The sequence below is a fragment of the Bacillus sp. LSHTCR4 genome, from assembly GCF_057197025.1.
The window spans coordinates 787,998-811,644 of record NZ_JBXUNO010000002.1 but is presented as its reverse complement, the minus strand read 5'-3'; the positions used below and the strand labels follow the sequence as shown (position 1 = coordinate 811,644).

26 protein-coding genes and 1 pseudogene are annotated in these 23,647 nt (G+C 34.6%); 9 read left to right on the top strand and 18 right to left on the bottom strand.

Annotated features, from left to right (window positions below; translation table 11 throughout):
* Positions 1 to 6: 6 nt before the first annotated feature.
* The gene (gene comJ / locus AC2CGR_RS18045) at positions 7 to 396 is read right to left on the bottom strand and encodes a competence protein ComJ (protein WP_087966210.1); all 390 of its coding nucleotides are present in this window, start codon (positions 394 to 396) and stop codon (positions 7 to 9) included.
* Positions 397 to 432: 36 nt separating this feature from the next.
* Positions 433 to 867: a DNA-entry nuclease gene (gene nucA, locus AC2CGR_RS18040; RefSeq protein ID WP_000811502.1), complete on the bottom strand. Its 435-nt coding sequence runs from the start codon at positions 865 to 867 to the stop codon at positions 433 to 435.
* Positions 868 to 1,103: 236 nt separating this feature from the next.
* Here nucA and AC2CGR_RS18035 point away from each other — a divergent pair, with 236 nt between their 5' ends.
* The gene (locus AC2CGR_RS18035; protein ID WP_000388464.1) at positions 1,104 to 1,853 is read left to right on the top strand and encodes a DUF3967 domain-containing protein; all 750 of its coding nucleotides are present in this window, start codon (positions 1,104 to 1,106) and stop codon (positions 1,851 to 1,853) included.
* A 53-nt stretch (positions 1,854 to 1,906) separates the two neighbouring features.
* Here AC2CGR_RS18035 and kinB read toward each other — a convergent pair whose 3' ends face one another.
* A complete protein-coding gene (gene kinB / locus AC2CGR_RS18030) occupies positions 1,907 to 3,181 on the bottom strand; it encodes a sporulation sensor histidine kinase KinB (protein ID WP_000420393.1) in 1,275 nt (424 codons plus the stop codon).
* A 309-nt stretch (positions 3,182 to 3,490) separates the two neighbouring features.
* On the opposite strand from kinB, the gene AC2CGR_RS18025 reads away from it, so the two are divergent.
* Together AC2CGR_RS18025 and AC2CGR_RS18020 are read left to right on the top strand one after the other, a co-directional pair.
* A complete protein-coding gene (locus AC2CGR_RS18025; RefSeq protein ID WP_000929285.1) occupies positions 3,491 to 3,691 on the top strand; it encodes a hypothetical protein in 201 nt (66 codons plus the stop codon).
* A 123-nt stretch (positions 3,692 to 3,814) separates the two neighbouring features.
* Entirely contained in the window at positions 3,815 to 4,972 is a 1,158-nt protein-coding gene (locus tag AC2CGR_RS18020) for an aminotransferase A (RefSeq protein WP_087966208.1), read from the top strand.
* A 19-nt stretch (positions 4,973 to 4,991) separates the two neighbouring features.
* On the opposite strand, the gene malR is transcribed toward AC2CGR_RS18020, so the two are convergent.
* The 4 genes from malR to AC2CGR_RS18000 form a co-directional block, all read right to left on the bottom strand.
* Positions 4,992 to 6,014, bottom strand: coding sequence for a maltose operon transcriptional repressor MalR (gene malR, locus AC2CGR_RS18015; RefSeq protein ID WP_484481042.1), 1,023 nt, complete (start codon positions 6,012 to 6,014; stop codon positions 4,992 to 4,994).
* A gap of 279 nt (positions 6,015 to 6,293) precedes the next feature.
* Positions 6,294 to 7,136, bottom strand: coding sequence for a maltosaccharide ABC transporter permease MalD (malD, locus tag AC2CGR_RS18010; RefSeq protein ID WP_001022608.1), 843 nt, complete (start codon positions 7,134 to 7,136; stop codon positions 6,294 to 6,296).
* The gene (gene malC / locus AC2CGR_RS18005) at positions 7,137 to 8,438 is read right to left on the bottom strand and encodes a maltosaccharide ABC transporter permease MalC (protein WP_001194989.1); all 1,302 of its coding nucleotides are present in this window, start codon (positions 8,436 to 8,438) and stop codon (positions 7,137 to 7,139) included.
* A 65-nt stretch (positions 8,439 to 8,503) separates the two neighbouring features.
* The gene (locus AC2CGR_RS18000) at positions 8,504 to 9,763 is read right to left on the bottom strand and encodes an extracellular solute-binding protein (protein ID WP_000709918.1); all 1,260 of its coding nucleotides are present in this window, start codon (positions 9,761 to 9,763) and stop codon (positions 8,504 to 8,506) included.
* Positions 9,764 to 10,087: 324 nt separating this feature from the next.
* On the opposite strand from AC2CGR_RS18000, the gene AC2CGR_RS17995 reads away from it, so the two are divergent.
* On the top strand, positions 10,088 to 11,848 hold the full coding sequence (locus AC2CGR_RS17995; protein ID WP_087966204.1) for an alpha-glycosidase: 1,761 nt from the start codon (positions 10,088 to 10,090) through the stop codon (positions 11,846 to 11,848).
* A 40-nt stretch (positions 11,849 to 11,888) separates the two neighbouring features.
* Here the strand turns inward: AC2CGR_RS17995 and malL are convergent, their stop codons facing one another.
* Positions 11,889 to 13,565, bottom strand: coding sequence for an oligo-1,6-glucosidase (malL, locus tag AC2CGR_RS17990; RefSeq protein ID WP_087966202.1), 1,677 nt, complete (start codon positions 13,563 to 13,565; stop codon positions 11,889 to 11,891).
* A 262-nt stretch (positions 13,566 to 13,827) separates the two neighbouring features.
* On the opposite strand from malL, the gene AC2CGR_RS17985 reads away from it, so the two are divergent.
* Positions 13,828 to 14,928, top strand: coding sequence for an ABC transporter ATP-binding protein (locus AC2CGR_RS17985; protein ID WP_087966200.1), 1,101 nt, complete (start codon positions 13,828 to 13,830; stop codon positions 14,926 to 14,928).
* Between the two features lie 55 nt (positions 14,929 to 14,983).
* Here the strand turns inward: AC2CGR_RS17985 and AC2CGR_RS17980 are convergent, their stop codons facing one another.
* The 3 genes from AC2CGR_RS17980 to AC2CGR_RS17970 all read right to left on the bottom strand — a co-directional run bounded on the left by AC2CGR_RS17980 (position 14,984) and on the right by AC2CGR_RS17970 (position 16,286).
* Positions 14,984 to 15,493 carry an SDR family NAD(P)-dependent oxidoreductase gene (locus tag AC2CGR_RS17980; RefSeq protein WP_000218421.1) on the bottom strand — a complete coding sequence of 170 codons (510 nt, stop codon included), beginning with the start codon at positions 15,491 to 15,493 and terminating at the stop codon, positions 14,984 to 14,986.
* 64 nt (positions 15,494 to 15,557) lie between these two features.
* Positions 15,558 to 15,656 (bottom strand): hypothetical protein, encoded by a 99-nt coding sequence (locus AC2CGR_RS17975; protein ID WP_000145657.1) that lies wholly within the window; start codon positions 15,654 to 15,656, stop codon positions 15,558 to 15,560.
* Positions 15,657 to 15,830: 174 nt separating this feature from the next.
* The gene (locus AC2CGR_RS17970) at positions 15,831 to 16,286 is read right to left on the bottom strand and encodes an RDD family protein (protein ID WP_000769094.1); all 456 of its coding nucleotides are present in this window, start codon (positions 16,284 to 16,286) and stop codon (positions 15,831 to 15,833) included.
* A 131-nt stretch (positions 16,287 to 16,417) separates the two neighbouring features.
* Here AC2CGR_RS17970 and AC2CGR_RS17965 point away from each other — a divergent pair, with 131 nt between their 5' ends.
* Entirely contained in the window at positions 16,418 to 16,849 is a 432-nt protein-coding gene (locus tag AC2CGR_RS17965) for a DUF3997 domain-containing protein (RefSeq protein WP_087966198.1), read from the top strand.
* A gap of 46 nt (positions 16,850 to 16,895) precedes the next feature.
* Here AC2CGR_RS17965 and AC2CGR_RS17960 read toward each other — a convergent pair whose 3' ends face one another.
* Both AC2CGR_RS17960 and AC2CGR_RS17955 read right to left on the bottom strand, forming a co-directional pair.
* On the bottom strand, positions 16,896 to 17,660 hold the full coding sequence (locus AC2CGR_RS17960) for a hypothetical protein (protein ID WP_270184831.1): 765 nt from the start codon (positions 17,658 to 17,660) through the stop codon (positions 16,896 to 16,898).
* Between the two features lie 37 nt (positions 17,661 to 17,697).
* Entirely contained in the window at positions 17,698 to 18,426 is a 729-nt protein-coding gene (locus AC2CGR_RS17955) for a DUF4184 family protein (protein WP_087966196.1), read from the bottom strand.
* 148 nt (positions 18,427 to 18,574) lie between these two features.
* Here AC2CGR_RS17955 and AC2CGR_RS17950 point away from each other — a divergent pair, with 148 nt between their 5' ends.
* Together AC2CGR_RS17950 and AC2CGR_RS17945 are read left to right on the top strand one after the other, a co-directional pair.
* A complete protein-coding gene (locus tag AC2CGR_RS17950; RefSeq protein WP_484481041.1) occupies positions 18,575 to 18,844 on the top strand; it encodes a hypothetical protein in 270 nt (89 codons plus the stop codon).
* A gap of 10 nt (positions 18,845 to 18,854) precedes the next feature.
* Positions 18,855 to 19,607, top strand: a complete 753-nt coding sequence (locus AC2CGR_RS17945; protein WP_484481040.1) for an AAA family ATPase — start codon at positions 18,855 to 18,857, stop codon at positions 19,605 to 19,607.
* A gap of 29 nt (positions 19,608 to 19,636) precedes the next feature.
* Here the strand turns inward: AC2CGR_RS17945 and AC2CGR_RS17940 are convergent, their stop codons facing one another.
* The 3 genes from AC2CGR_RS17940 to AC2CGR_RS17930 all read right to left on the bottom strand — a co-directional run bounded on the left by AC2CGR_RS17940 (position 19,637) and on the right by AC2CGR_RS17930 (position 21,803).
* On the bottom strand, positions 19,637 to 20,812 hold the full coding sequence (locus AC2CGR_RS17940) for an acetyl-CoA C-acetyltransferase (protein ID WP_002194058.1): 1,176 nt from the start codon (positions 20,810 to 20,812) through the stop codon (positions 19,637 to 19,639).
* A gap of 139 nt (positions 20,813 to 20,951) precedes the next feature.
* The gene (locus AC2CGR_RS17935) at positions 20,952 to 21,401 is read right to left on the bottom strand and encodes an NUDIX hydrolase (protein WP_484481039.1); all 450 of its coding nucleotides are present in this window, start codon (positions 21,399 to 21,401) and stop codon (positions 20,952 to 20,954) included.
* A gap of 108 nt (positions 21,402 to 21,509) precedes the next feature.
* Positions 21,510 to 21,803 carry a DUF3928 family protein gene (locus AC2CGR_RS17930; protein ID WP_484481038.1) on the bottom strand — a complete coding sequence of 98 codons (294 nt, stop codon included), beginning with the start codon at positions 21,801 to 21,803 and terminating at the stop codon, positions 21,510 to 21,512.
* 174 nt (positions 21,804 to 21,977) lie between these two features.
* Between AC2CGR_RS17930 and AC2CGR_RS17925 the strand changes: the two genes are divergently transcribed.
* Positions 21,978 to 22,595 carry an ImmA/IrrE family metallo-endopeptidase gene (locus AC2CGR_RS17925; RefSeq protein WP_029439798.1) on the top strand — a complete coding sequence of 206 codons (618 nt, stop codon included), beginning with the start codon at positions 21,978 to 21,980 and terminating at the stop codon, positions 22,593 to 22,595.
* 15 nt (positions 22,596 to 22,610) lie between these two features.
* On the opposite strand, the pseudogene AC2CGR_RS17920 reads toward AC2CGR_RS17925, so the two are convergent.
* Both AC2CGR_RS17920 and AC2CGR_RS17915 read right to left on the bottom strand, forming a co-directional pair.
* A pseudogene (locus AC2CGR_RS17920) lies at positions 22,611 to 22,821 on the bottom strand (DNA-binding protein).
* A 55-nt stretch (positions 22,822 to 22,876) separates the two neighbouring features.
* Complete coding sequence (locus AC2CGR_RS17915; RefSeq protein WP_484481037.1) at positions 22,877 to 23,638, bottom strand: DUF1129 domain-containing protein; 762 nt, start codon at positions 23,636 to 23,638, stop codon at positions 22,877 to 22,879.
* Positions 23,639 to 23,647: the final 9 nt, after the last annotated feature.

The window sequence follows — 23,647 nt, the reverse complement described above, 5'->3', positions numbered from 1 at the left end:
CATTTTTTATTCTTTACTTTCAAAAAAGAATTCGTATTGTATTTTATATAATTCATCATCCGTTGGTTCTTCAAGAGGCGTTGCTTGTAAGACAACTGTATACTCACCATTTGGAATAGGGATTTGAAATTTATTTGAAAGAATACTTGTTACAACGATACATTCATTTTCAACTGTAAAAGGAACTGTAACCGTTCTAACCACTTCTTCTTTCTCAATATGTTTCCCGCAAGTTACTTTTATTTCACAAGTATAATCAGAAAGTGCTTCAAAAATAACAGTTCCATCCGCCTTCGCATAACCTCTTTCAAAATCTTCATCCGTCCAGTCAACGTAAGGCTGGTCACCATCATAGTTCATCAACATTAATTGCGAATACGAAATTGTTAACTCCATCGTTCCCCTTCTCCTTCATTATGAAATATACAACTACTACTTTACGTCAAATTTCACACGCGTACCATCCGGGTATTTATCTAGCTTATTTCCTACCCAAGACCCTGCTCCACGGTTATCTGCTGGACTTATATATTCAATGTGTGCTCCTTTTCCGCCTTCTTTACACATCGCCATTGGCCATTCATCACGATCATACCCTTTTTTTGATGGGTATGGAGCTAACGATAATTTTCTTCTATCCGCAGCACCACCACGGTCGATTGTACACACTTCCGAATGTCCTTCTTTTATAGCATCCGTAATATGTTTCCCTGTCTCTGGATATCGCTCTTTCGGAAATTCTAGAACTTGATCATATGCATTTGTTTTTTTAATACTTGTTTCCTCTGGAACAAGTACTTCATAAACCGCTACTACAATAGAAAGAATTGCAATAATTGAAATGATAATACCTTTTAATTGCTTCATGTATACCTCCATGCTTCTACCAGTTTCTTTTCCTCAGTTATTATAACAAACTTCTCCTGTATATGTTTTCAGACATTATTTTAGTTCTTCTTCGCTATTCCGCCAAAAACTCTCATTTTTCTTCACCTTTTCACTAATGCTGTAGAAAACTAATAACCTTCCGACATTCTTTTTCAAAGGAAGTCCTCATAAAAGATTGAAATGATATATACGATACTTTTTGGGGAGGAAATATCATGGAAGCTACCTATAAAACGAAAGATGTCACGAATAAAACAGGCATCCCAAAACATATAGTCCGCAAATATAGTCAACTGTTAGAGGAACATGGTTATATGATTTCCAAAACAGCTGATGCTCGTATTTATAAACTTGATGATTTAAAACTATTGAAATCTATACATGAAAGAGCTGCTACATTGCAGGAAGATATTTCAGAAACAATACCAATCATTTTAAAAGAAAAAGAAGCCCCACCTGTACCAGTTATACAAGATAAGCAAGAAATACAACCGAAAGAAAAAGAAGATGGGCGTAACTTCGAGGAATTCATGTTAAAACTTGAAATGCTCGCTCAATTAAATGAAGCCATTATTCATCAAAATTCTACCCTTATTACCCAAAATCGTTTAAAAGATGAAAAGCTAGATGAGTTGATGCAACAAGTTTATGTAAAAGAAGGCTCCCAAGAAAAAATGCTACAAGAGTTAGTAGATCATGCCGCTCAAACAGATGCCCTGCAAAAAGAAAAGATGGACTTATTAATGAATCATATGTATAAACGAGAATCTAAGCAAGAAGAAAAAATGAATAAACTCGTAAATCAAATTTATAATAAAGATAGCAACCGTGATGCACAACTTATGCAAGTAATTCGCGAAATTCAAGAAACAAAAAGATTAGTCGCCGCTTCAAAAGAACAAAGCTTTTTCCAATCATTTAGAAGTTTATTTAGCCGAACAAAACAAGAAAAAACAACTGAATAACATAATATATTTTTTCTAATATAAAATAAAAAGTTACCTTCTATCGGTAACTTTTATTCCTTATTTCTTACAGCTGGCAATATAATAATCGCTTCAGTTCCTTTCCCACTTTCGCTTTTATATTCCAGCGTACCATTATGCGCTTGTAAAATACTAAATGTTACCATTAGCCCTAATCCTGTCCCTTTTTCTTTTAAAGAATAATACGGTTGTCCGAGCCTTGCTAACTGTTCTTTCGTCATCCCAACACCACTATCTTTAACTCTTATTACAATCGTTTCATCTTTTTGCATAGCAGTTACTTTTAAATATCCTTTATTTCCTTGAATTGCTTCAATACCATTTTTAACAACATTCATAATAGCTTGCTTCAATTTCGTTTTATCACCGATCGTATAAAGACTTTCAGAAATCTCAACTTGCAAATATACACCTTGCATCGCTGCAAATGATGACATAAGAGTTGTCATTTCTATTAATTGAGCGGATAAGCAAATATGTTCTTTTTTCTCAATTTGTGGTCTTGCTAAATTTAAATAATCTGAAATAATTTGTTCTGCCCGGTCCAATTCAGCTAATACGAGACGCATATAATCCTTATTCTTCACATCTTCCGTACTTTCTAGCAATTGAATAAAACCACGAACAACAGTGAGCGGATTTCGAACTTCATGTGCAACACTTGCTGCTAACTCACTTACAATATTAAGTTTCTCTGACTTTTGCATCTCTGTACGTAGTATTGCATTTTCATTTAAATATTCTGTTAAGTACACCTGAAATACCATTGTCATAACCATAATAAGCGAAGCAAATATATATCCGCTATATAAGTGCGAAACATATGGTGTAAACCCCGTTTCTAACAGAACGTTAATCATGCCAATCACTAAAGAAACAAGTACGTACAATGATGAAATCATAAATGCTAAAATTAGCTTCTTATCCCTTGAAAATAGAGACCATTTCTTTGATAAAAATAATGGAACTATCAATAGAAATATTACTTCTATGACTGGAAGAAGATTTATGCCCTTTAGCGCCCATTCATAGGCAACAAAAATAACGGCCGGGACTAAACCAACAATCCCACCATATAGAAAACCACTAACAATCGGGATTGGGTGAAAGTTATACCCACAAACGTCCCCAAAACAAATAGAGTATGTCATAGAGAGAACGAGTGTAATGCTAGATAAAAACATAATAAAGTAGCGGTTCGGCTTCGGAGGCATTTCTTGATAACGATTTAAACGAATCGCTTCGTATAAAAATAGTGGCAAAATAATGATGGCAATTTGGATCATTAAATCACGGATAAGCTCCATAGCCTCTCATCCCCTATATGTATTTTGATATGATTATATCATTTTACGGGTTTATTTGTTTTAAAATTTTGATTTTTCTTAACACATTTGTTAATTCTTTGTTAACAACGCATAATAATTGTTACAGATTTTCGAAATGAATGTAAACCCTGTACCAAATTTCTGCCCGGCAGTATACAATGAATACGGATTAGAAAGAAAATAAAAAATACTTCATAAGACGGACAACTATAGCAAAATACAGCATATAATCCATACTATCTATGTTTACAAATAAGTGATCATTATTTTAGTAGGAGGAAGATAAATATGGCGGGTACTACACTTGTTTTAAAAGAAGAAAATTTGGTCGTTCTAGAAAATGTTGAAAAATCAGTATATGAAGAGTTACAACATAAAACAGGAGAAGAAAATTGCACATGCGCTGTGAATGAATCAGTTGTTCACCTTGGCAAAGTATCCTCTGTACTTTGGAATGAAGATGAAATAGATTGGGAGTACGGATATTAAAAAGTCGCTTACAGCGGCTTTTTTTCTATTATCTCTCTCTTTCTACATACCATATACGCAAGCGAAATCATAGAAAATATGTTAAAATGAACTTAATTTTCAAACGGAAGAAAGGGAGATACAATGGAACAATTCATTAACCCTAGAGTGAAGGACATCCAAATTTCTGGAATCCGTCAATTCTCTAATATGATTCAAAACTATGATAATCTTATCTCTTTAACAATTGGACAACCTGATTTTCCTACACCTTCTCTCGTAAAAGAAGCGGCAAAACGGGCTATTACAGAAAATTATACAAGCTATACACATAACGCTGGTTTACTAGAATTACGCAAGGCAGCTTGTAACTTTGTAAAAGATAACTACGATTTACATTATTCACCTGAAAACGAAACCATCGTTACAATCGGTGCTAGTGAAGCAATTGATGTTGCATTTCGAACGATTTTAGAGCCAGGAACAGAAGTCATTTTACCTGCCCCTATTTATCCAGGGTACGAGCCAATTATTCGATTATGCGGCGCAACACCTATTTTTATCGATGTTCGTGAAACTGGCTTCCGTTTAACAGCCGAAGCACTGGAAAAGGCAATTACAGAAAAAACAAGATGCGTCGTACTGCCGTATCCTTCTAATCCAACTGGTGTAACTTTATCAAAAGAAGAACTACAGGATATTGTAGATGTTTTAAAAGATAAAAATATTTTCGTCCTTTCTGATGAAATTTATAGCGAACTTGTATATGAACAAACACATGCATCGATCGCTCATTTCCCAGAAATGCGCGAAAAGTCTATCGTCATTAACGGTTTATCAAAATCACATTCTATGACTGGCTGGCGTATTGGTCTATTATTCGCACCAAGCTATTTAGCTGGGCATATATTAAAAGTTCATCAATATAACGTAACGTGCGCTACTTCAATCGCTCAATATGCTGCAATTGAAGCATTAACAGCTGCTAAAGATGCACCAAAAATGATGCGTCATCAATACAAAAAACGCCGTGATTACGTATATAATAGACTCATTCAAATGGGCTTAACAGTTGAAAAGCCAACAGGTGCATTTTATTTATTCCCATATGTTGGCCATTTAACATCTTCATCATTTGATTTTGCACTTGATCTTGTCAAAGAAGCTGGACTTGCCGTCGTTCCTGGAACAGCATTCTCTGAATATGGTGAAGGCTACCTTCGCTTATCCTATGCATATAGTATTGAAACTTTAAAAGAAGGCTGTGACCGTTTAGAAGCCTTTCTACAACAAAAAAGCTAAGAGTTAAACTCTTAGCTTTTTATGCATAATGATCGCAAGTTTGACGCTTCAGTAATTTATGCGGAATAATGATACACTTTGCAGTAGACTCCGCATTCTCTACTTTATCAACTAAAGCTTTTGCTGCCTCATATCCTAGCTGATATATATTCACGTCAACTGTTGAAAGCGGAGGACTCGCAATTTCTGATAATAAAGCATTATTAAAGCTTACAATTGAAACATCCTTCGGTACAACGAATCCTTTTTTAGAAAGTGCACTTAGCACACCAAGTCCAATCAAGTCATCCGTTGCCATAATTGATGTCGGTGGTTGCTGTAGCCCCATTAATTCCTCCACGGCTTGTTGACCACTTTCTCTTGAAAAATCAAAATGTAAAATATACTCTTTCGGCAATACAATGTCTGCTAATTTTAAAGCATCACTCATACCAGCCAAACGATCTCTCGTCACAAGTAAATCTGATCCACCGCCGATGAACGCGATTTGTTTATGACCTAATGAAATCAAATATTCTGCTACTTCTCTTGCAGCTGTATAATTGTCATTATCTACATATGTAATTTCTTCTTTACGATCATACGGTTTCCCAATTAATACGAACGGGAAATTTTGTTTATGTAAATATTGAATAATCCGATCATTCTCTCTTGAATATAAAAGAATAATGCCACCAATTTGGCGCCCCTGCACCATCTTTACAACACCATTAAAAATTTCATCTTCCGTTTCACCTGTCGACATATAAAGTGCATACCCTTCCACATGTGCAAATGAACTAATCCCTCTTATAACTTCTGGGAAAAACGGATTTTGAAAAGCTTTACTTGCAGAACTTGGCATAACAAGGCCAAGTGTTTTTGTTGTTTGGTTAGCTAGGTTTCTTGCGTTTAAATTAGGATGATACCCTAGTTCACTCATTATTTTGCGAACACGACGCTTTGTTTTTTCACTTATACTTGGATTATCAGCAATTACACGAGAAACGGTAGATGGTGCTACATTCGCCTTCTTCGCCACATCTTTAATTGTAACTGTCATAAAAATCCCCTCCTTTCACTTCTCTGCCATTTTATATATTTTCATCTTGCACCTGTTGCAAGTAATAGGGGAAGTTATAAACTTTCATTGATTCTATCTTGTAAAACCTATCATATTCTCCCTCTCCATGTATTGTAAGGGATATAGCTCTTTTTTCCTATACTATAATATACTATTTATTTCACTTCTTTTCATATATGATGTCAAATCTCTTTTCATCTCCCTATAAAATGTTTTATAGGGAGATGAAAAGAAAAATGGGACATAATGTCCCATTTTTCATCCTTTCGTACCTCCAGCAGTTAAACCAGAGATAAAGTATTTTTGTAGTGATAGGAATAAAATTGAAATTGGGATTGCAATCAATACCGAACCCGCTGCAAACGTTGTAAATTCGTTACCAAATTTCTTCGCTACCATTTCATATAACCCAACTGCTAACGTATAATTTTCTGGTGTGCGCAAAATAATACTCGCTAATATGAAATCTGTAAATGGACCAATGAAAGTGAATAACGCTACAACTGCTACGATTGGTTTTGCAAGTGGCATAATGATTTGCCAAAAAATACGGAAATGTCCTGCTCCATCCATACGAGCTGACTCATCCAATTCTTTCGGTATCGTATCAAAATACCCTTTCATAAGCCATGTATTCATTGGAATTGCCCCGCCTACATAAATTAAAATTAATGCAAGGTGCGTATCAATTAATCCTGTTAACTGAGCTAATACGTATAGAGCGATTAACGCTGCAAAGTTTGGAATCATTTGCAAAATTAAAAATGTTAATAAACCATTTTTTCTTCCAACAAAACGGTATCTCGAAAATGCATAAGCAGTAAAACTAATTGCTAACACTGAGAAAATCATCGTTAAAACACTTACTTTTAATGTGTTTTTATACCATAGTAAATAATTACTATTCTCTAAATCTAATAACTTACGATAATGATCTAACGTTGCATTTTGCGGAATAATACTTGATCCAGATAAACTATCACCCGGATTAAACGATGAGCCAATAATCCATAATAATGGATAGAAAATGATGGCACACATTACGAAAATAACGAGATAACTTAATGAGAGACGTAACATCTTTTGTCTTTTAATATTCATTTACATCATATCCTCTTCTTGGAATGATTTTGTTCTCTTAAATTGCCATAACGCCACTGTAATAACGATTAACGATAAGATCATTGTAAGAGCTGCCGCCTTGCCGTACTGCGCCGAAGTCATCGTTAACTTATAAATCCATGAAATTAAAATATCTGTTCCACCTGCGTCTTGTCCAGCTACAGCAGGACCCCCGCCGTTAAATAGATAGATGATACTAAAGTTATTAAAGTTAAACGTATATTGCGTAATTAATATTGGTGCTGTTGCATATAGAACAAGTGGCAATGTAATTTTACGAAACTGTTGCCAAGCTGTAGCTCCATCTACTGTAGCCGCTTCGTATAATTCCCCTGGAATCGATTGCAGTATACCTGTTGTCATTGCAAAGACGAACGGGAATCCAAGCCACGTTTGAATCATAATTAAAGCAATCTTCGCCCAAAATGGATCTGTCATCCAAGCAATCTTTTCAATCCCGAATAAAGCTAATACTTGATTGTTAATTGCTCCAAATGTTTCATTAAACATACCAGAGAAAACAAGAATAGATACAAATGCTGGGACCGCCCACGGTAAAATGAAGATTGTTCGAATAATCGCCTTCCCTTTAATACCAGGCTGATTTACGATAATCGCTAAGAAAATACCAAGCGCAACTTGTAATGTCGTTGCAACGAATGTCCAGATGACAGTCCAAGAAAATACACTTAAAAACGTTTCTCTCCACATCGGTAATGTAAAGATATCAATAAAGTTTTTAAATCCTACCCAATCTACTAATTTAGCTGGAGGAGAATGATATAAATCATAGTTCGTAAATCCAATTAAAATTACGAAAATGATTGGAAATACAACTACAAAGATAAGTAATAAAAACCCTGGTGAAACCATTAAATATGGAAAACCTTGATCTAGTAAATTACGGTATTGCTCTTTTACAGAGTTTAACGGTGTTCCTATATCACGTTTCTTCCCGTTTTGGTATGCATCATATAAATTAAATGCATATATTCCGAGTCCGAACACGATGACTATGAGTGCCAAGATTCCTTCTACTAATAAAAAGACAGAATGGTCACGTGGAACTTCTGTACCAAGCGTTACAATTCCCCATAATCCCATATTTAATAAATCAGCAAAGGCTACAATAAATGAACCTGTTAATACTAGAAAAATAAGACCTTTTACAAATTGTTTATTATACATTTGGCCCACGCCTGGAATGATTGATAACATGGTTGCCATTTTCCTATGTTTTGAACCGTTTAAGCCGTTTGCTGGTTCCATAGATGTTTGCATGTTCCTTCCCCCTTTTTTCTTGGGAGAGAATTCGTGCCTCCCATATTAGAGGCACGAATTTCACCTTATTTTTTCTTACTATGATTTGCCTCAATATTACCTTTAATTTGCTTCACTGCATTATCAAGTGCTGCTTTTGGTGCCTCTTTATCCGTAACAACTAATTGAAGCGCATCTCCAGCTGGTTTCCATACTTCTTGCATTTCTGGAATGTTTGGCATTGGAATTCCATTTTCAGATTGTGTTGCAACTGCTTTTGCAGCTTCGTTATCTTTAATAATTGGATCTTCCATTACTGCTTTTACTGGAGGAATTTCTTTTGTCTTCTCAAATCGAATTTTTGCGTTTTCTTCATTCGTTACCCATTCAGTGAACTTTGTAGCTAAATCATTTTGTTTAGAGAAACTTGTTACATGCCATCCTTTAACCCCAACAAACGTTTTCATTGGTTGACCATTTGGTAATTTCGGCATTGGAGCAACACCATAATCAATTCCGTTCTTTTCCATTGCTTGGAACGCCCAAGGGCCGTTCATGATAGATGCTGCTTTTCCTTCATTAAATAGTCCATCAGCAGCAGGTCCACCAGATTCACCGATAATACCTTTCGGGAATAACTTTTCTTTGTACCATTTTTGAAGATACTCAGCACCTTGTACTGCTCCGCTATTATTTAATCCAACATCACTTGCATTTGGCTTTCCATCTTTTTCACCAAACACATAACCACCCATACCTGCCATGAATGCATTAGCAAAGTAGAAGTTATCTCCTAATGCTAAAAATCCGTACTTTCCATCTTTCGTAAATTCTTTTGAGAAGTTAAACAGCTCGTCCATCGTTTCTGGCGCTTTTGGCATTAGTTTTTTATTGTAAATAAAGACTGGTGTCTCAATTGCTTTTGGTAAACCATATAATTTTCCGTTATATGTCTGTGCTTCTATTGATGAATCAGTAAATTTACTCTTTACAGCATCATCAGCTTTCACTTCAGAAAGTAAACCTTCTGTTACTGCATTTCCGATTTGATCATGTGGCAATGTTACAACATCTGGTCCCGTCCCCGCTGGTCCATCAAGGCGTAACTTCTTCACTTGATCTGTCATTTGCATTTCAACAACTTTTACTTTTACTTTATATTTTTCCTCAAAGCTTTTCACTGCTGGTTCTAAACCAACACCTTTTTTATCATCTTCCCAAACGAGTAGATCGTAATCTTTCTTTGCTTTACTTTCTTCTTTTTTCCCTGAATCTTTCGGTCCACATGCAGATAACATACCAATTGATAATGCTGAAACCGTTAATAATGATAATGCTTTCTTCATCCCAAAAACCTCCCTGAATTGTATATGTACCTTATTAATTGAAAACGTTTGCATTGAATAGTTTAATAGAAGCGCAAACCATATATCAATCTATGAAAACGTTTGCGCTATTTGTCTATCATTATACATTCTTTTATTCATTTTGCAAATATTAATTTTAAAAATATTATTACTATACTCTTTGTACATTGACTTTATATGAAATGAATACTACTCTTATAAGCAATATTAAAGCTATGCAAAAGGCAATCGTTTGCAACATATGCTTTATTATTATACTTAAGGGAACAATATGCATAGAGATAGTAAAGGGGGATTTTTTATATGCTTAAAGAAGCCATCTATCATAGGCCAAAAGATAATTATGCATACGCTTACGATGAAAAAACGATTCACATCCGAATACGTACGAAAAGAAACGATGTTCAAAGCACCACTCTTATTTATGGTGATCCTTATGAATGGACAGACGGGAAGTGGATTTCTTCAAGTACACCGATGAAAAAAACTGGTTCTACTGCATTGTTTGATTATTGGTCCATTTCCATCGAGCCGAAATTTAAGCGCTTACGTTATGGATTTGAATTAAAAGCGGAGACAGAAACGCTTATTTATGCAGAACGTGGATTTTTTCCCAGCATTCCAAATGATGACGTTGGTAACTTTTTCTGTTTTCCATTTATTCATGCAAATGATGTATTCAAAGCACCTTCCTGGATTAAAGATACTGTTTGGTATCAAATTTTCCCAGAACGGTTCGCTAATGGAGATCGTACGCTGAATCCAGAAAACACCCTTCCTTGGGGCAGTGCTGAACCAACTCCAACTAACTTTTTCGGCGGAGATTTTGCTGGTATTATCCAAAACCTCGATTACCTTGTTAAACTTGGAATTTCGGGAATATATTTCACACCTATTTTCAAAGCACATTCAAACCATAAATATGACACAATTGACTACATGGAAATCGATCCGCAATTTGGCACAAAAGAAACATTCAAAGAACTCGTTGAGGCATGTCATACACACGGTATAAAAGTAATGCTCGATGCCGTATTCAATCATAGTGGATACTTTTTCGATAAATTTCAAGACGTACTAGAAAATGGTGAACAGTCAGCATATAAAGATTGGTTCCATATTCATGAGTTCCCAATTAGAACTGAGCCACTCCCGAATTATGATACTTTCGCGTTTACACCGTATATGCCGAAATTAAACACAGCACACCCGGATGTAAAAGAATACTTACTTGAAGTAGGGCGTTATTGGGTAAAAGAATTCAATATAGACGGTTGGCGCCTTGATGTAGCAAATGAAGTCGATCATAAATTTTGGAGAGAGTTCCGAAGTGAGATAAAAGCATTAAATTCTGAAGTATATATTTTAGGAGAAATTTGGCACGATGCACTTCCCTGGCTACAAGGGGATCAATTTGATGCTGTAATGAGCTATCCTGTTACAAACGCTCTATTGTCTTACTTTGCTAATGATTCCATTAAGGCAAATGAATTTATGAAACAAATTATAGAATCTCTACATTCCTACTCTATGAATGTAAATGAAGCAGCATTTCATTTATTAGACAGCCATGATACACCAAGAATATTGACAACATGTAACGGAGATAAAAATAAGTTAAAGTTACTTTATGTATTCCACCTTTCTTTCATCGGCTCCCCTTGTATTTATTATGGAGACGAAATTGGTATGGACGGCGGTATGGACCCAGATTGCCGCAAATGTATGGTTTGGGATACGAAAGAACAAGATCATCTATTATTTACACATGTACGAACATTAATTTCGTTACGAAAGCAATATAAAGCATTTGGAGGACATGGTACTTTCCAATTCATTGAGGCAAATGATGAACATAATTATATTTCTTATACAAAAACATATGAAGATGAAACTATCTTTTTCGTTTTAAATCCAACTAATAGTGATATTACAACTTCACTGCCTCTCCATGTTACTGGAAAGAAAATCATTAATATTTATACAAACGAAGAATTTTCAGCGGAAGCAAGCGTATTACAAGTTACACTTCCTCCATATGGATTCTCCATATTAAAATGGTAACCAAAAAAATCCTTATACCAAAGTGGTATAAGGATTTTTCTTATTTCAATTTGAATACCATTGCTTCGTACGGACGTAATGTCATGTTATCTATCGGTCCATTCTCTACATCGTAATTGTGTATGAATAACTCTGCTTCACTATAACTAATGTCCTCAGGCAATTCAAATACACATTCTTCCGCAGTAAAGTTTGCAATAACAAGAAGTTTTTCTTCTCCATACGTTCTTACATATGCAAAAATAGATGGATTATTCTCCAATATTAAATCATATGATCCATACACAATGATCTCATTATTTTTGCGTAACTCAATTAATTTTTTATAGTAATAAAAAATTGAATCTTTATTTTGGATCGCTTGTTTCACATTGATTTCTTTATAGTTAGGGTTTACCGTAATCCAAGGCTCACCTATTGTGAATCCAGCATGATCTTTATCATCCCACTGCATCGGTGTTCTAGCATTATCTCTTCCTTTTATATAAATTGACTGCATCACTTTATCTATATTTTCACCGCGCTCTATCACTTTTTCCTTATACATATTTAATGTTTCAATATCTCGATATTCATCAATCGATTCAAATCGAACGTTTGTCATTCCGATTTCTTCTCCTTGATAAATATACGGTGTTCCTTTCATCATATGAAGCACCGTCGCTAACATTTTCGCAGATTCAATGCGATACATTCCATCATTACCAAAACGAGATACAACACGAGGCTGATCATGGTTATTCCAATACAGACTATTCCAGCCTGTATGTTCTAATGCTTTTTGCCACTTCGTTAAATTCTCTTTTAAAGTAAGGAGTGAACATGGTTTTACATCCCATTTCCCGCCTTCCCCTGAATCTAAATCCATATGTTCAAATTGGAATACCATCTGCAGTTCTTTTCGTTCTTCCCCGGTATACAATTTTGCTTCTTCTGTCGTTACACCAGGCATTTCACCAACCGTCATAATATCATAATGAGACAATACTTCTTCATTCATTTCATGTAAATATTTATGAATGTTTGGACCGTTCATAAAATGCTTATGACCTGAAACATACCCCTCTTCTTCTGTTTCAACAGCTGGTAATCCCTCTTCTTTAGAAATAAAATTAATAACATCCATACGGAAGCCATCAATTCCTTTTTCTAACCAAAACTTCATCATTTCATAAACATCTTGTCTTACCTTTTCATTATCCCAATTTAAATCTGGCTGTTTTTTAGAAAACAGATGTAAATAATATTCATCTGTCATTTCATCATACTGCCATGCAGATCCGCTAAACGCTGCTCCCCAGTTATTCGGCTCTTTTCCTTCTTTTCCAGGGCGCCATATATAGTAATCCCTATATTTATTATCTTTTGATTTACGTGATTCAATAAACCAATTATGTTCATCAGAAGTATGATTAACAACTAAGTCCATCATAAGTTTCATATTACGTTCATGCATTTCATGTAATAGCTCATCCCAATCTTCCATTGTTCCGAACTCATTCATAATTTTACAATAATCACTTATATCATAACCATTATCGTCATTTGGAGATTCATAGACTGGCGATAACCAAATTACATCAATCCCTAATTCTTTTAAGTAATCTAACTTTGAAATAATACCGCGAAGATCCCCGATACCATCACCGTTGCTATCCATAAAGCTACGAGGATAAATTTGATATACTACGCTTTCTTTCCACCACTGTTTTTCCATTATGCTACCCCATTTCATTCATAATTCGATTTTCTCTTTTTTAAGGCGCAAACGTTTTCATTAATGAATGATAACAGATTCTATCTTAATTTAAAATAGCGCTTACAACTTTTATTCTTATTTTTCTAAGAAAACACATGAAAATTACTAATATTCCTCCAATAAATGAAAACGTTTTATTTTTTTGTTTATTTTTTAAATCTATTCGTTTATAATAAACTCAAAGAAAACGTTTGCATAATTATTTCTAGGGGGAAATACCATGGCAGAACTAAAATTAGAAAACATTTATAAAATATATGATAATAACGTAACAGCTGTAACAGACTTCAATTTACACATTCAAGATAAAGAATTCATCGTATTTGTCGGTCCTTCTGGATGCGGAAAATCTACAACATTACGAATGGTGGCTGGACTTGAAGATATTTCAAAAGGAGAGTTTTCAATTGATGGTAAGCTAATGAATGATGTCCCTCCAAAAGATCGCGATATCGCAATGGTCTTCCAAAACTATGCCCTATATCCACATATGAGTGTGTATGATAATATGGCATTTGGATTAAAACTTAGAAAAATACCAAAAGATGAAATTGATCGTCGTGTGAAAGATGCAGCAAAAATTTTAGGACTGGAACAATATTTAGATAGAAAACCGAAAGCTTTATCCGGTGGACAACGCCAACGTGTTGCGTTAGGGAGAGCAATCGTTCGAGACGCAAAAGTGTTCTTAATGGACGAGCCTTTATCTAACTTAGATGCTAAATTACGTGTTGCAATGCGCTCAGAAATTTCTAAGTTACACCACCGCCTTGGAACGACAACAATTTATGTAACGCATGATCAAACTGAAGCGATGACAATGGCTTCTCGTCTTGTTGTTATGAAAGACGGAAAAATTCAACAAATCGGTACTCCAAAAGAAGTATATGAAACACCTGAAAATATTTTCGTTGGTGGATTTATCGGCTCTCCAGCGATGAATTTCTTCCGTGGTAAATTAACTGAAACCGATTTCGTTATAGACAATGCAATAAAAATTAAAGTAACTGAAGGAAAAATGAAGATGTTACGTGAACAAGGCTATGTAAATAAAGACATTGTTTTAGGAATTCGTCCCGAAGATATTCATGATGAACTATTATTTTTAGAAGCTTCACAATCTACTGCCTTTACAACAAACATAGAAGTTGCTGAGTTATTAGGTGCTGAATCTATTTTATATATGAAACTTGGAAATCAAGATTTTGCAGCACGTGTTGATGCAAGACATACATTCTCACCTGGTGACCAAATTAAACTAGCATTTGATATGAATAAAGCACATTTCTTTAATAGTCAGACCGAACAACGCATTCGTTAAAAAATAATTTTCATACAAAAAAACCGTCCACATATATTGAGGGCGGTTTTCATTATTATACGAGGGCTTCTACTGTATGAAATGATTGTCCTTTTGTGCCAATAATACCGAAAATCGGTAAGTCACTCAGCACCACTTCTTCTTGCTGTTTCATAAAAGATGACGTTAATTGTTTTATCTCTATCCATACGTCATTAATACAAAGTACATTGGAATCGTTCTCTTGTTGGCGTGAAAAAATAGAATCTATTTTATACAAACCAGCATTTTGAAAAAGCATATCAATGCGACTGAATGCATTCAAAGTAACACTGATAACGCGTTGCCAATCTCCTTGTTTTTCCATATCATAGGATACAAAAAGTGCTTCTCCGCCTAGATTCGTAATTTCCTCCACTGTTGCTTGTCCACTTTCTTGATCGATGTCCGTCACAATTACTTTTGCGCCTTGTTTAGCCAACAAAAGAGCTGTATTACGTCCAATACCGATGCCACCGCCAGTTACGATGGCAACTTTTCCTGCAAGCTTCATTTTCATTACCCCTTCTATAAGTCTTACCGTCATTCAGTATACTCCTTTATGAGATTAGTCTGCAAGCAAGAAAAGTTGCTCATTTATTTGTAAGCGATTACTTTTTTACTCCTTCTTTTTTCTTACTATTACGCTGATCGAACACTAAACCGATGAAAATTAAAATCCCCCAAAAGATTACGCTACCTCCAGTCATTTCAATTTCCCCCTTATTATATAAAGATATGATTTTAATTATTATAACATTTTCTTAATTTTCAATCTATTGAACCCGAAAATGACATAGATTAACTTGTTCCTTATTATATATCCATTAAAATATATTTGTATAATAAAGAAAGACCTTTTTATATAAAAAGGTCTTTCTTTATTATACAAGACTTATCACTTTCGTTTTTGTAATTAAATCCTGAAAACCACAATTATCTTTACGGAATAACATCATATATACGTTACATAATATCGGAATTCCAAGTAGTAATATGTTCGGTAATAACAATACAAAAAATCGTATCGTTAATGTTTGTAATGTTAACTTTTCACTCTGCAATGAAATTAATTTTATTCTCGTTACCTTTTTACCAAGTGTAACACCGTTCCAAATAAAGGGTAGCAAAATAAAATATATCGCCATTAATATAAAAACTACTACGAGATCATATCTATAATCTCCAAAACTAATATTAAAACGATTAAAAATAGCACTATAATTTCCAGTCATAACAGCTACTACTGCACCATACATAACCGAGATTAAAAACATGTCAATTAGGGAAGCACCTATGCGATTCATTACAAGCGCTGGACGATGCATCTTTAACTTCATTTTATGTCGACTCCTTCATATCCTTCTTTACCCGTCTCATCGTACCACTTCTAAAAAATATTGTAAACTAGCGTTTCTCGTACTTTTCTTGTACAATGTGTTACAACAGCATTATAAAGGAGGCTCCCATATTGAAAAAATGGATAATCCTATTCGTCGCATTCCTATTAGCCGGTTGTGCTGGAAATACAAATCATATCTCTTATACGATTAACGATGAATACGAACTCATACGTACTTCTGGAAATGCATTTGAACTTTTCCCCACGCAAGATGCTGTATACGCCACACAATACATTCCTGCAAAAATTACAGACATAGCTTGGGATGATAAATACATTATTGCAAAACAAACCGAGGAAAAGTCAGATCCAAATAACCCTGACGCAGCGATTGCAAATAAAAAAAGTGAGTATTATTGGATTATTGACGTAAAACATAATAAACGTTTTGGTCCCTATAATGAAAAGCAATTTCATGAACAAAAAGATGCTTTTAAAATTAAGGTTCCTTTTCAAAGTGTAGATGCATACATAAAAGAACACAAAAAACAGTCAGCCTAATATTGTAAGTGCTGACTGTTTTTTCTTACATGTTTTTAAAAACATCTTACTCAGAAAGTGAAATATGAAAAGTTTGTGGCTCTTTTACCCCATCTTGCGCTTCTGCATCTCCTGCCACTGCGTTATCTGTTGTAAACTTAATATCCTTTACCTTTTCTTTTCCATCATCAAGTATTAAGCCGATAATACCCTCTCTCGTTTCACCAGGCTTATAGTCTTCTCTTGATACATTTTTTGTACCAACGAGTGTATCTTCATCATATAAAAAGTTTTGCGTTGCTACTTTAAAATGTTGCTTATCATTAATCACCACATCATTCATAGAGAAAAATTGCATATTTTTATTCCCGCTATTTTCCACCTTATATGTAATTTCAACGTAACGAATCGTATCACTAATCTCTGTTCCACTTAGCGATGCATATAACTCCGCATCTTCTTGATTTACTTTATCTCCTAATCTACGTTTTACTTCTTCAGGAGTTAATGCCGTATATACTTTTAATGTATTTTTTGCATCTTTACTCATCTGTGATAAAGAGATTACTTTCACATCTTGTACGTGAATTTTCATTGGTGCTACTTCAAATGTTTGATTCACTGAATGAATCTGCTCTAACTTAAAAGTACCCCATCCAGTTTCTTTCACTTTTTGTCCTACTTTTTTCAGCTCACGCCCACCATATTCTTTCGTCTCAGTAATAGATTCTTTCTTCTTCGGTTCAACTTTCTTTTCTTCTTGATGGAAGCAACCACTTAACATAAGAAGAAAACTACATAAAACAAAAATACTTTTCCATGCTTTCATCATTTAATTTCTCCTAACACTATCATTCATGAATATAAAATTAGTCCCTTGCTTTGTAAACGATAGAAACAATAAGAAGTCCACAAAACGAACTTGTCAGTCCAGATACTATTATACCCCCTATTTGGAAAATATGAAAATAGGGATCTACGAATGCGTGAACGATAAATATAAGAGCTGCCACAATGATTGCCGAAACCCAATACTTCCTTTTTTCTGAAGCTATAATCATATCTTTCCCTGTTTCATCTTTATACTTCCATAGTACGTATAATAGTAATAATAAACCAACACATGTACTTCCGTGTTGCATATATTTATACACTGGGATACTATGTAATTCTCTTTGTAAAAATGTTATTTTCATAACAAAGTAGCCCGTATTATGAGTAAACGCATCCCAGATGACATGCGTGAGCATACCAAATAATGCAGAATAGCAAAATACAAACAAATCCTTCCATGTATGAAGCCCCCACCTCTCATCTATTGCATATGTATAGTAGCCAGCAAATGGTTTAGGTAAATGCGTTATAAACGACTTTTTTAAAATGTAATGATACATATATGCGAGCAGAAATACAAGTGGTAAATTTAAATACAAGAACCCAAGCCATGTATGGCCAATAATACCATACGGTCTAAAATATAAAAAATATTCAAAATCAGGCGCCATACTCCCTAATATAAGAGCCGTTACTGAAATATATTGAGAACGCTTCTTCACAAATGGAAGAACTGCTGCTGGATGTGCAAATGTAAACGGCATGTTTTAGCTCCTTTTCAGAATTACAATAGAATACATACTATCATAACGACATGAATAATCTCCATGCAATATTTATTTTCACATTGGAATATGATAGTTTAAATGATATAATCCACATAAAATATTCAGAAAATAAGGAGGGGTTCATGTGTCATTAACACTTGTCTTTTTTCTTGTTCTGTTTACCTTGTTTTTAAGTACATACATTGGCTTCTATCTATGGAAGCACTACAAAATTATAAAATATATACCTGCTCTCGTTGGTTTTATAAGCATTCTTTTTATTTTCATATGGAAGAGAATGACTTACGGCTGGGAAGGTCTTGGTTTTGGCGCACTTCAATATACAATACTATTTGCAAATTGTCTTACCCTTGTATTTGCTGCTTTTTTAGAATCAAAATCCGTTATGAATTGAGGTTTATATATTGATTGACGTACCCTTTTTACAAAATGTCACATTAAAAAAAGAAAATATCCCTAGTTTTTCCGCATATCCTTATTGCTTACCCGCTATTCGAACATTACAATCACTAGCTTTCCATCCAAATGTAACATTCATTATTGGAGAAAACGGAACAGGTAAATCAACATTACTTGAAGGAATTGCAATTGCGTTAGGTTTTAATGCAGAAGGTGGAACGAAAAATTTCCGCTTTAGCACAAACGATTCACATTCATCTTTACATGAATACCTTCGAATTTCCAAAAGTTTCAATACACCAAACGACGGTTTCTTTCTTCGTGCTGAATCATTTTATAACGTTGCTTCTTATATAGATGAAATAGATGCCGATAGAGAAGCACGTGGGAATCCAGTTATCAATTCCTATGGTGGTATCTCATTACACGAACAATCACATGGTGAGTCATTCTTCTCCTTATTTATGAATCGTTTTTCAGGACAAGGTCTATATATTTTAGATGAGCCCGAGGCCGCTCTATCACCGATGAGACAACTTTCTATGCTCATTCGAATGCACGAACTAGCGGAACAAGGTTCACAATTTGTTATCGCGACGCATTCTCCTATTTTAATGGCTTATCTCGAATCCACTATATACTCTTTAACACAAGAAGGGATTCACGAATCCACATTAGAAGAAACTGAGCATTATCAAACGACGAAACTTTTCTTTGAAAATCGTGATCGATTATTCCATCATCTATTTGAGTCGTAAAAAAAGAAGCAGCAATAGCTGCTTCTTTTTTATAGTGCTTCTATAAATAATGCTACCCCGATACCGCCACCGACGCATAAAGAGGCAATTCCTTTTTCTAACCCACGTCTTTTTAATTCGTGAATTAAACTTACTGTAATACGAGCCCCTGTACAACCAATTGGATGCCCAAGTCCTACGCCACTACCGTTTACGTTCACTTTTTCACGGTCTAAGCCTAATTCTTTCTCTACAGCTAAATATTGAGCCGCGAAAGCTTCATTAATTTCAAGTAAATCTGCATCTTCTAATGACCAATCTACTTTTTCTAATCCTTTACGAATTGCTGGTGCTGGTCCAATACCCATAATTTTCGGATCTACTCCAGCTACTGAATATCCAACAATTCTAGCTAACGGTTGTAAGCCTTTTTCTTTCGCTTTTTCTTCGCTCATTAATACTAGAACCGCGCTTCCGTCATTCAGGCCAGATGCATTCCCTGCAGTTACTGAACCGTCTTTACGGAAAGCTGGTTTTAATCCAGCTAATTTTTCTGCTGTAATATCAGCACGTGGATGTTCATCCTTCGAAAATACTACTTCTTTTCTACGTTCTTTTATTGTAATAGGAACAATTTGATCGTCAAAGTATCCAGACTCGATTGCCTTCAGTGCCAATGTATGACTGCGAAGCGCAACTTCATCTTGTTCCTCTCTTGTAATTTCATATTGTTCAACTAAATTTTCCGCTGTTTCCCCCATCATAATATGATGAATCGGATCTTCTAACACTTCCCACACCGTATCACGAATTTCTCCGTGTTGTAGGCGTTGTCCCCAGCGGTGTTGTTTCAATGCATAAGGGCTTGAACTCATTGCTTCTACTCCACCTGCAATAACAACATCACTTACACCTAATTGAATTTGCATTGCAGCTGACATAATTGCTTGCATACCTGAAGAACATTGGCGTTGGATTGTATAACCCGTAACTGTGTCAGGAAATCCTGCCGCTAATGCAGCCGTTCTCGCCGTATTTGCTTCATCAGTTCTTTGAATACAATGACCTAAAATCACTTCATCAACTTCGTGTGGTTCTACCCCGCCTCGTTTTACAGCTTCCTGAAGTACAGGAACAGCTAATTCTACTGGCGTTACATTTTTTAGCGCTCCCCCAAAAGTTCCAATTGGTGAACGAACTGCAGCTGTAATAACAACATTATGCATTTTGCACTTGCCCCTCTCTTATGTACCCTAGTCAGTTTTTAGGTGAAATTCCATAAGATGTATGTCTACATCTATCATACTATAAACATACTAAAAAATCAAAATATTTAATATAATAAAAATAGAAGGAATTAACCTTCTATTCTGTTAATGCGTATAGGAATTTTTGTAAAATCTTCTCTGTTGTTTTATTCAAATTCGGCAACTTATCTACCGGAAAATATTGGAGTTGTAATCCTTCATGGTCAAGCCTTAATTCTCCACTCACATGATGCCCCTGATACAGATGAATGACATTAAAAATTTCATCTCCATTTGGATATTGGAAGTACACTTCTTTTCCCGAAAGAACCCCGATAAATTGCATAATTTTCGCATTTAGTCCCGTCTCTTCAAACAGTTCTCTACGAGCAGTTTCTTCTGTCGTTTCTCCTAGCTCCATCGCTCCACCAGGTACACCCCAATCATATGTATCTGAACGATATTGAAGCAACACTTCTTGATTATCATTTAAAATAATAATTGCTGACCCTACTAGAATAAGCGGCTTTGTACCAACGACTTTTCGTAACTCTTCAATATACCCCAATATGTAAACTCTCCTTTCCTCACCCTTCCTTATCATAACAAAATTTTTCTCCTTTTGTTGATGTAATTTTAAAGAAAAAAAGGAAGCTTTCGCCTCCTTTTTTCACCTTTATTTCTTAAAACTTTCATATTTTACAGCTTCAAAAGCGTCTTCAATTTCATCATTTCGATAATGGACATATGTAAAACGTCCTAGTTCTACTAATCTTGCTATTTCTTGTAACGCTTTATGCTGATCATATGTTTCCTCCAGCTTAATATGTACATAAAATTTCATTAAAGGATGTTCATATAAAGGTTCTCCCACCTCTACATATACATCTTCCACCCCTTGTACAACTCTTACATAACTTGCAAATTGATAAAGAGCTTCTCTGTCTGAAACGATTTTTAATGTATACATATATTCTCCCCCTTTTCTTTACTATATCAAAAAGATGATCACACTACGTTATAGAACTATGAAATTTTTTCGACTTGTCATCTATATATTCAATAAAGAAGGCGTTTATCCATACATGACATCTTTTCCCCACATATATTATAGGAAGAACTTTTTTCAGTTGAGGTGTTCCTTATGGATCCATACGTCAATATATGTATTTGCATTACTCCCGGCGCCGATATTTCTGATGACCGCATTGCAAAAGATTTAGCTGTTGCAGAATCAATTTGGCACCCGATTACATTTCAAATTCAAGAAGTAATTATTTTAAATGAACTTTTCCGTTTTTCTGACCGTGAAATTAGTTATAAAAATTCTATTCAAAGTCAGGAAAAATTAGCATCCTTTTTCCAAACTTGTGTAAATGAAGCTCCTGAATGCGACCTTTACATTTGTTATATTGGTAGTGATTATTTCAAAGAAACAGCAGTAATTGCCTGCGCTTACTCTTTAGCAAAACAGCAACAACTTACAGGATATATCGTTTTAACAAACTCGGCTGCTCCTATGAAAAATATATATACGCTCGCTCACGAAATCGGTCATATTTTATTTACAAGACGTGTTCACGGAAAACTTACTCACGCAGATCCTCATTCCCCAACTGGCTCGGAGCACCATCCTTCTCCAACCAATCTTATGTATCCGATAGTCCCGCGCCCTGAAAATGTTCCTATTCAGTCTCTATTGACGAACGAACAAAAAACACTCTCTTTACAAAGCTCTTTATTGCAAAGAAAAAAACAGTAACGACTTTGTTACTGTTTAAAACAATATATTCCAATCAATAAACCAAATTCCGGCTGCAACGGATGCAAATATACAACTAAACATAAATACAATTACTCTAAAAATCTCTATATAATATTTCTTTGGAAATAATTTTTTGCATATCCAAAGCAGCCCTTTACCTTTTAAACCGAAGAACAAAACATAACCCAAAAATCGCTAAACCTAAAAATACAATAGACAATATACCTTAAAATATACTTTGCATATTAGTTCTCCTCTTAATAAAAATTAGAATTCAACTAATTTACACTTTTTCTCTCTTCAATTTTTAAAGACCATCTCATTAATCCATATATACTTCCATACATAAGTAAGATCTTTGCAATTCCCCAAAATACATTTCTTTCTTCTAAGTCTTTAAATAAGAACATAATCGCAAGAGGAACAATTAGTACCGCAACACCCATCCAACCAAGAACATATACTTCACCAATAAGAAGTAATAAAAATATAATTACTGCTAATATATATGTCTGCATTGTCGACGATTGTAAAATTGGCGTCCCATACCATTTATTCATAAACATTAATAACACTAATAATAAAATAGGTATCATTACTATTACATAAATAATTCCAAACTCTACTAATTTACTTTTAAAAGAAGACATTCTAAACGCAAAGATCGTTCCAATAATTGTAATAATTAAAACGATAGGATAACCAATTAACTGTACATTTGTTAACGTAAATTGTTGATTCGGATTTCCAAATAAAATATTGGTTAGTAACCAATACCCACCAATACCAATAATCATTCCTAAAACACTCTTTATACTCCCGCCTTTATCCTTCTCCATCTCTTTCACTAATTCTTCCGCATACTCTTTTGGCGAATCACCAAATATATCACTTACCGTCTTTCCCTCTTTCTCACCTTCTATTAAATGAAGTTCTGCATCTGCTAGAAAGGCGTCCACATCTTCTTCTTTAATTCCTTTCGTTATTAAATACACTTTCGTATCGATTAAAAACTTTTCCCCTTCTTTAGAAATCTTCATAATAATCCC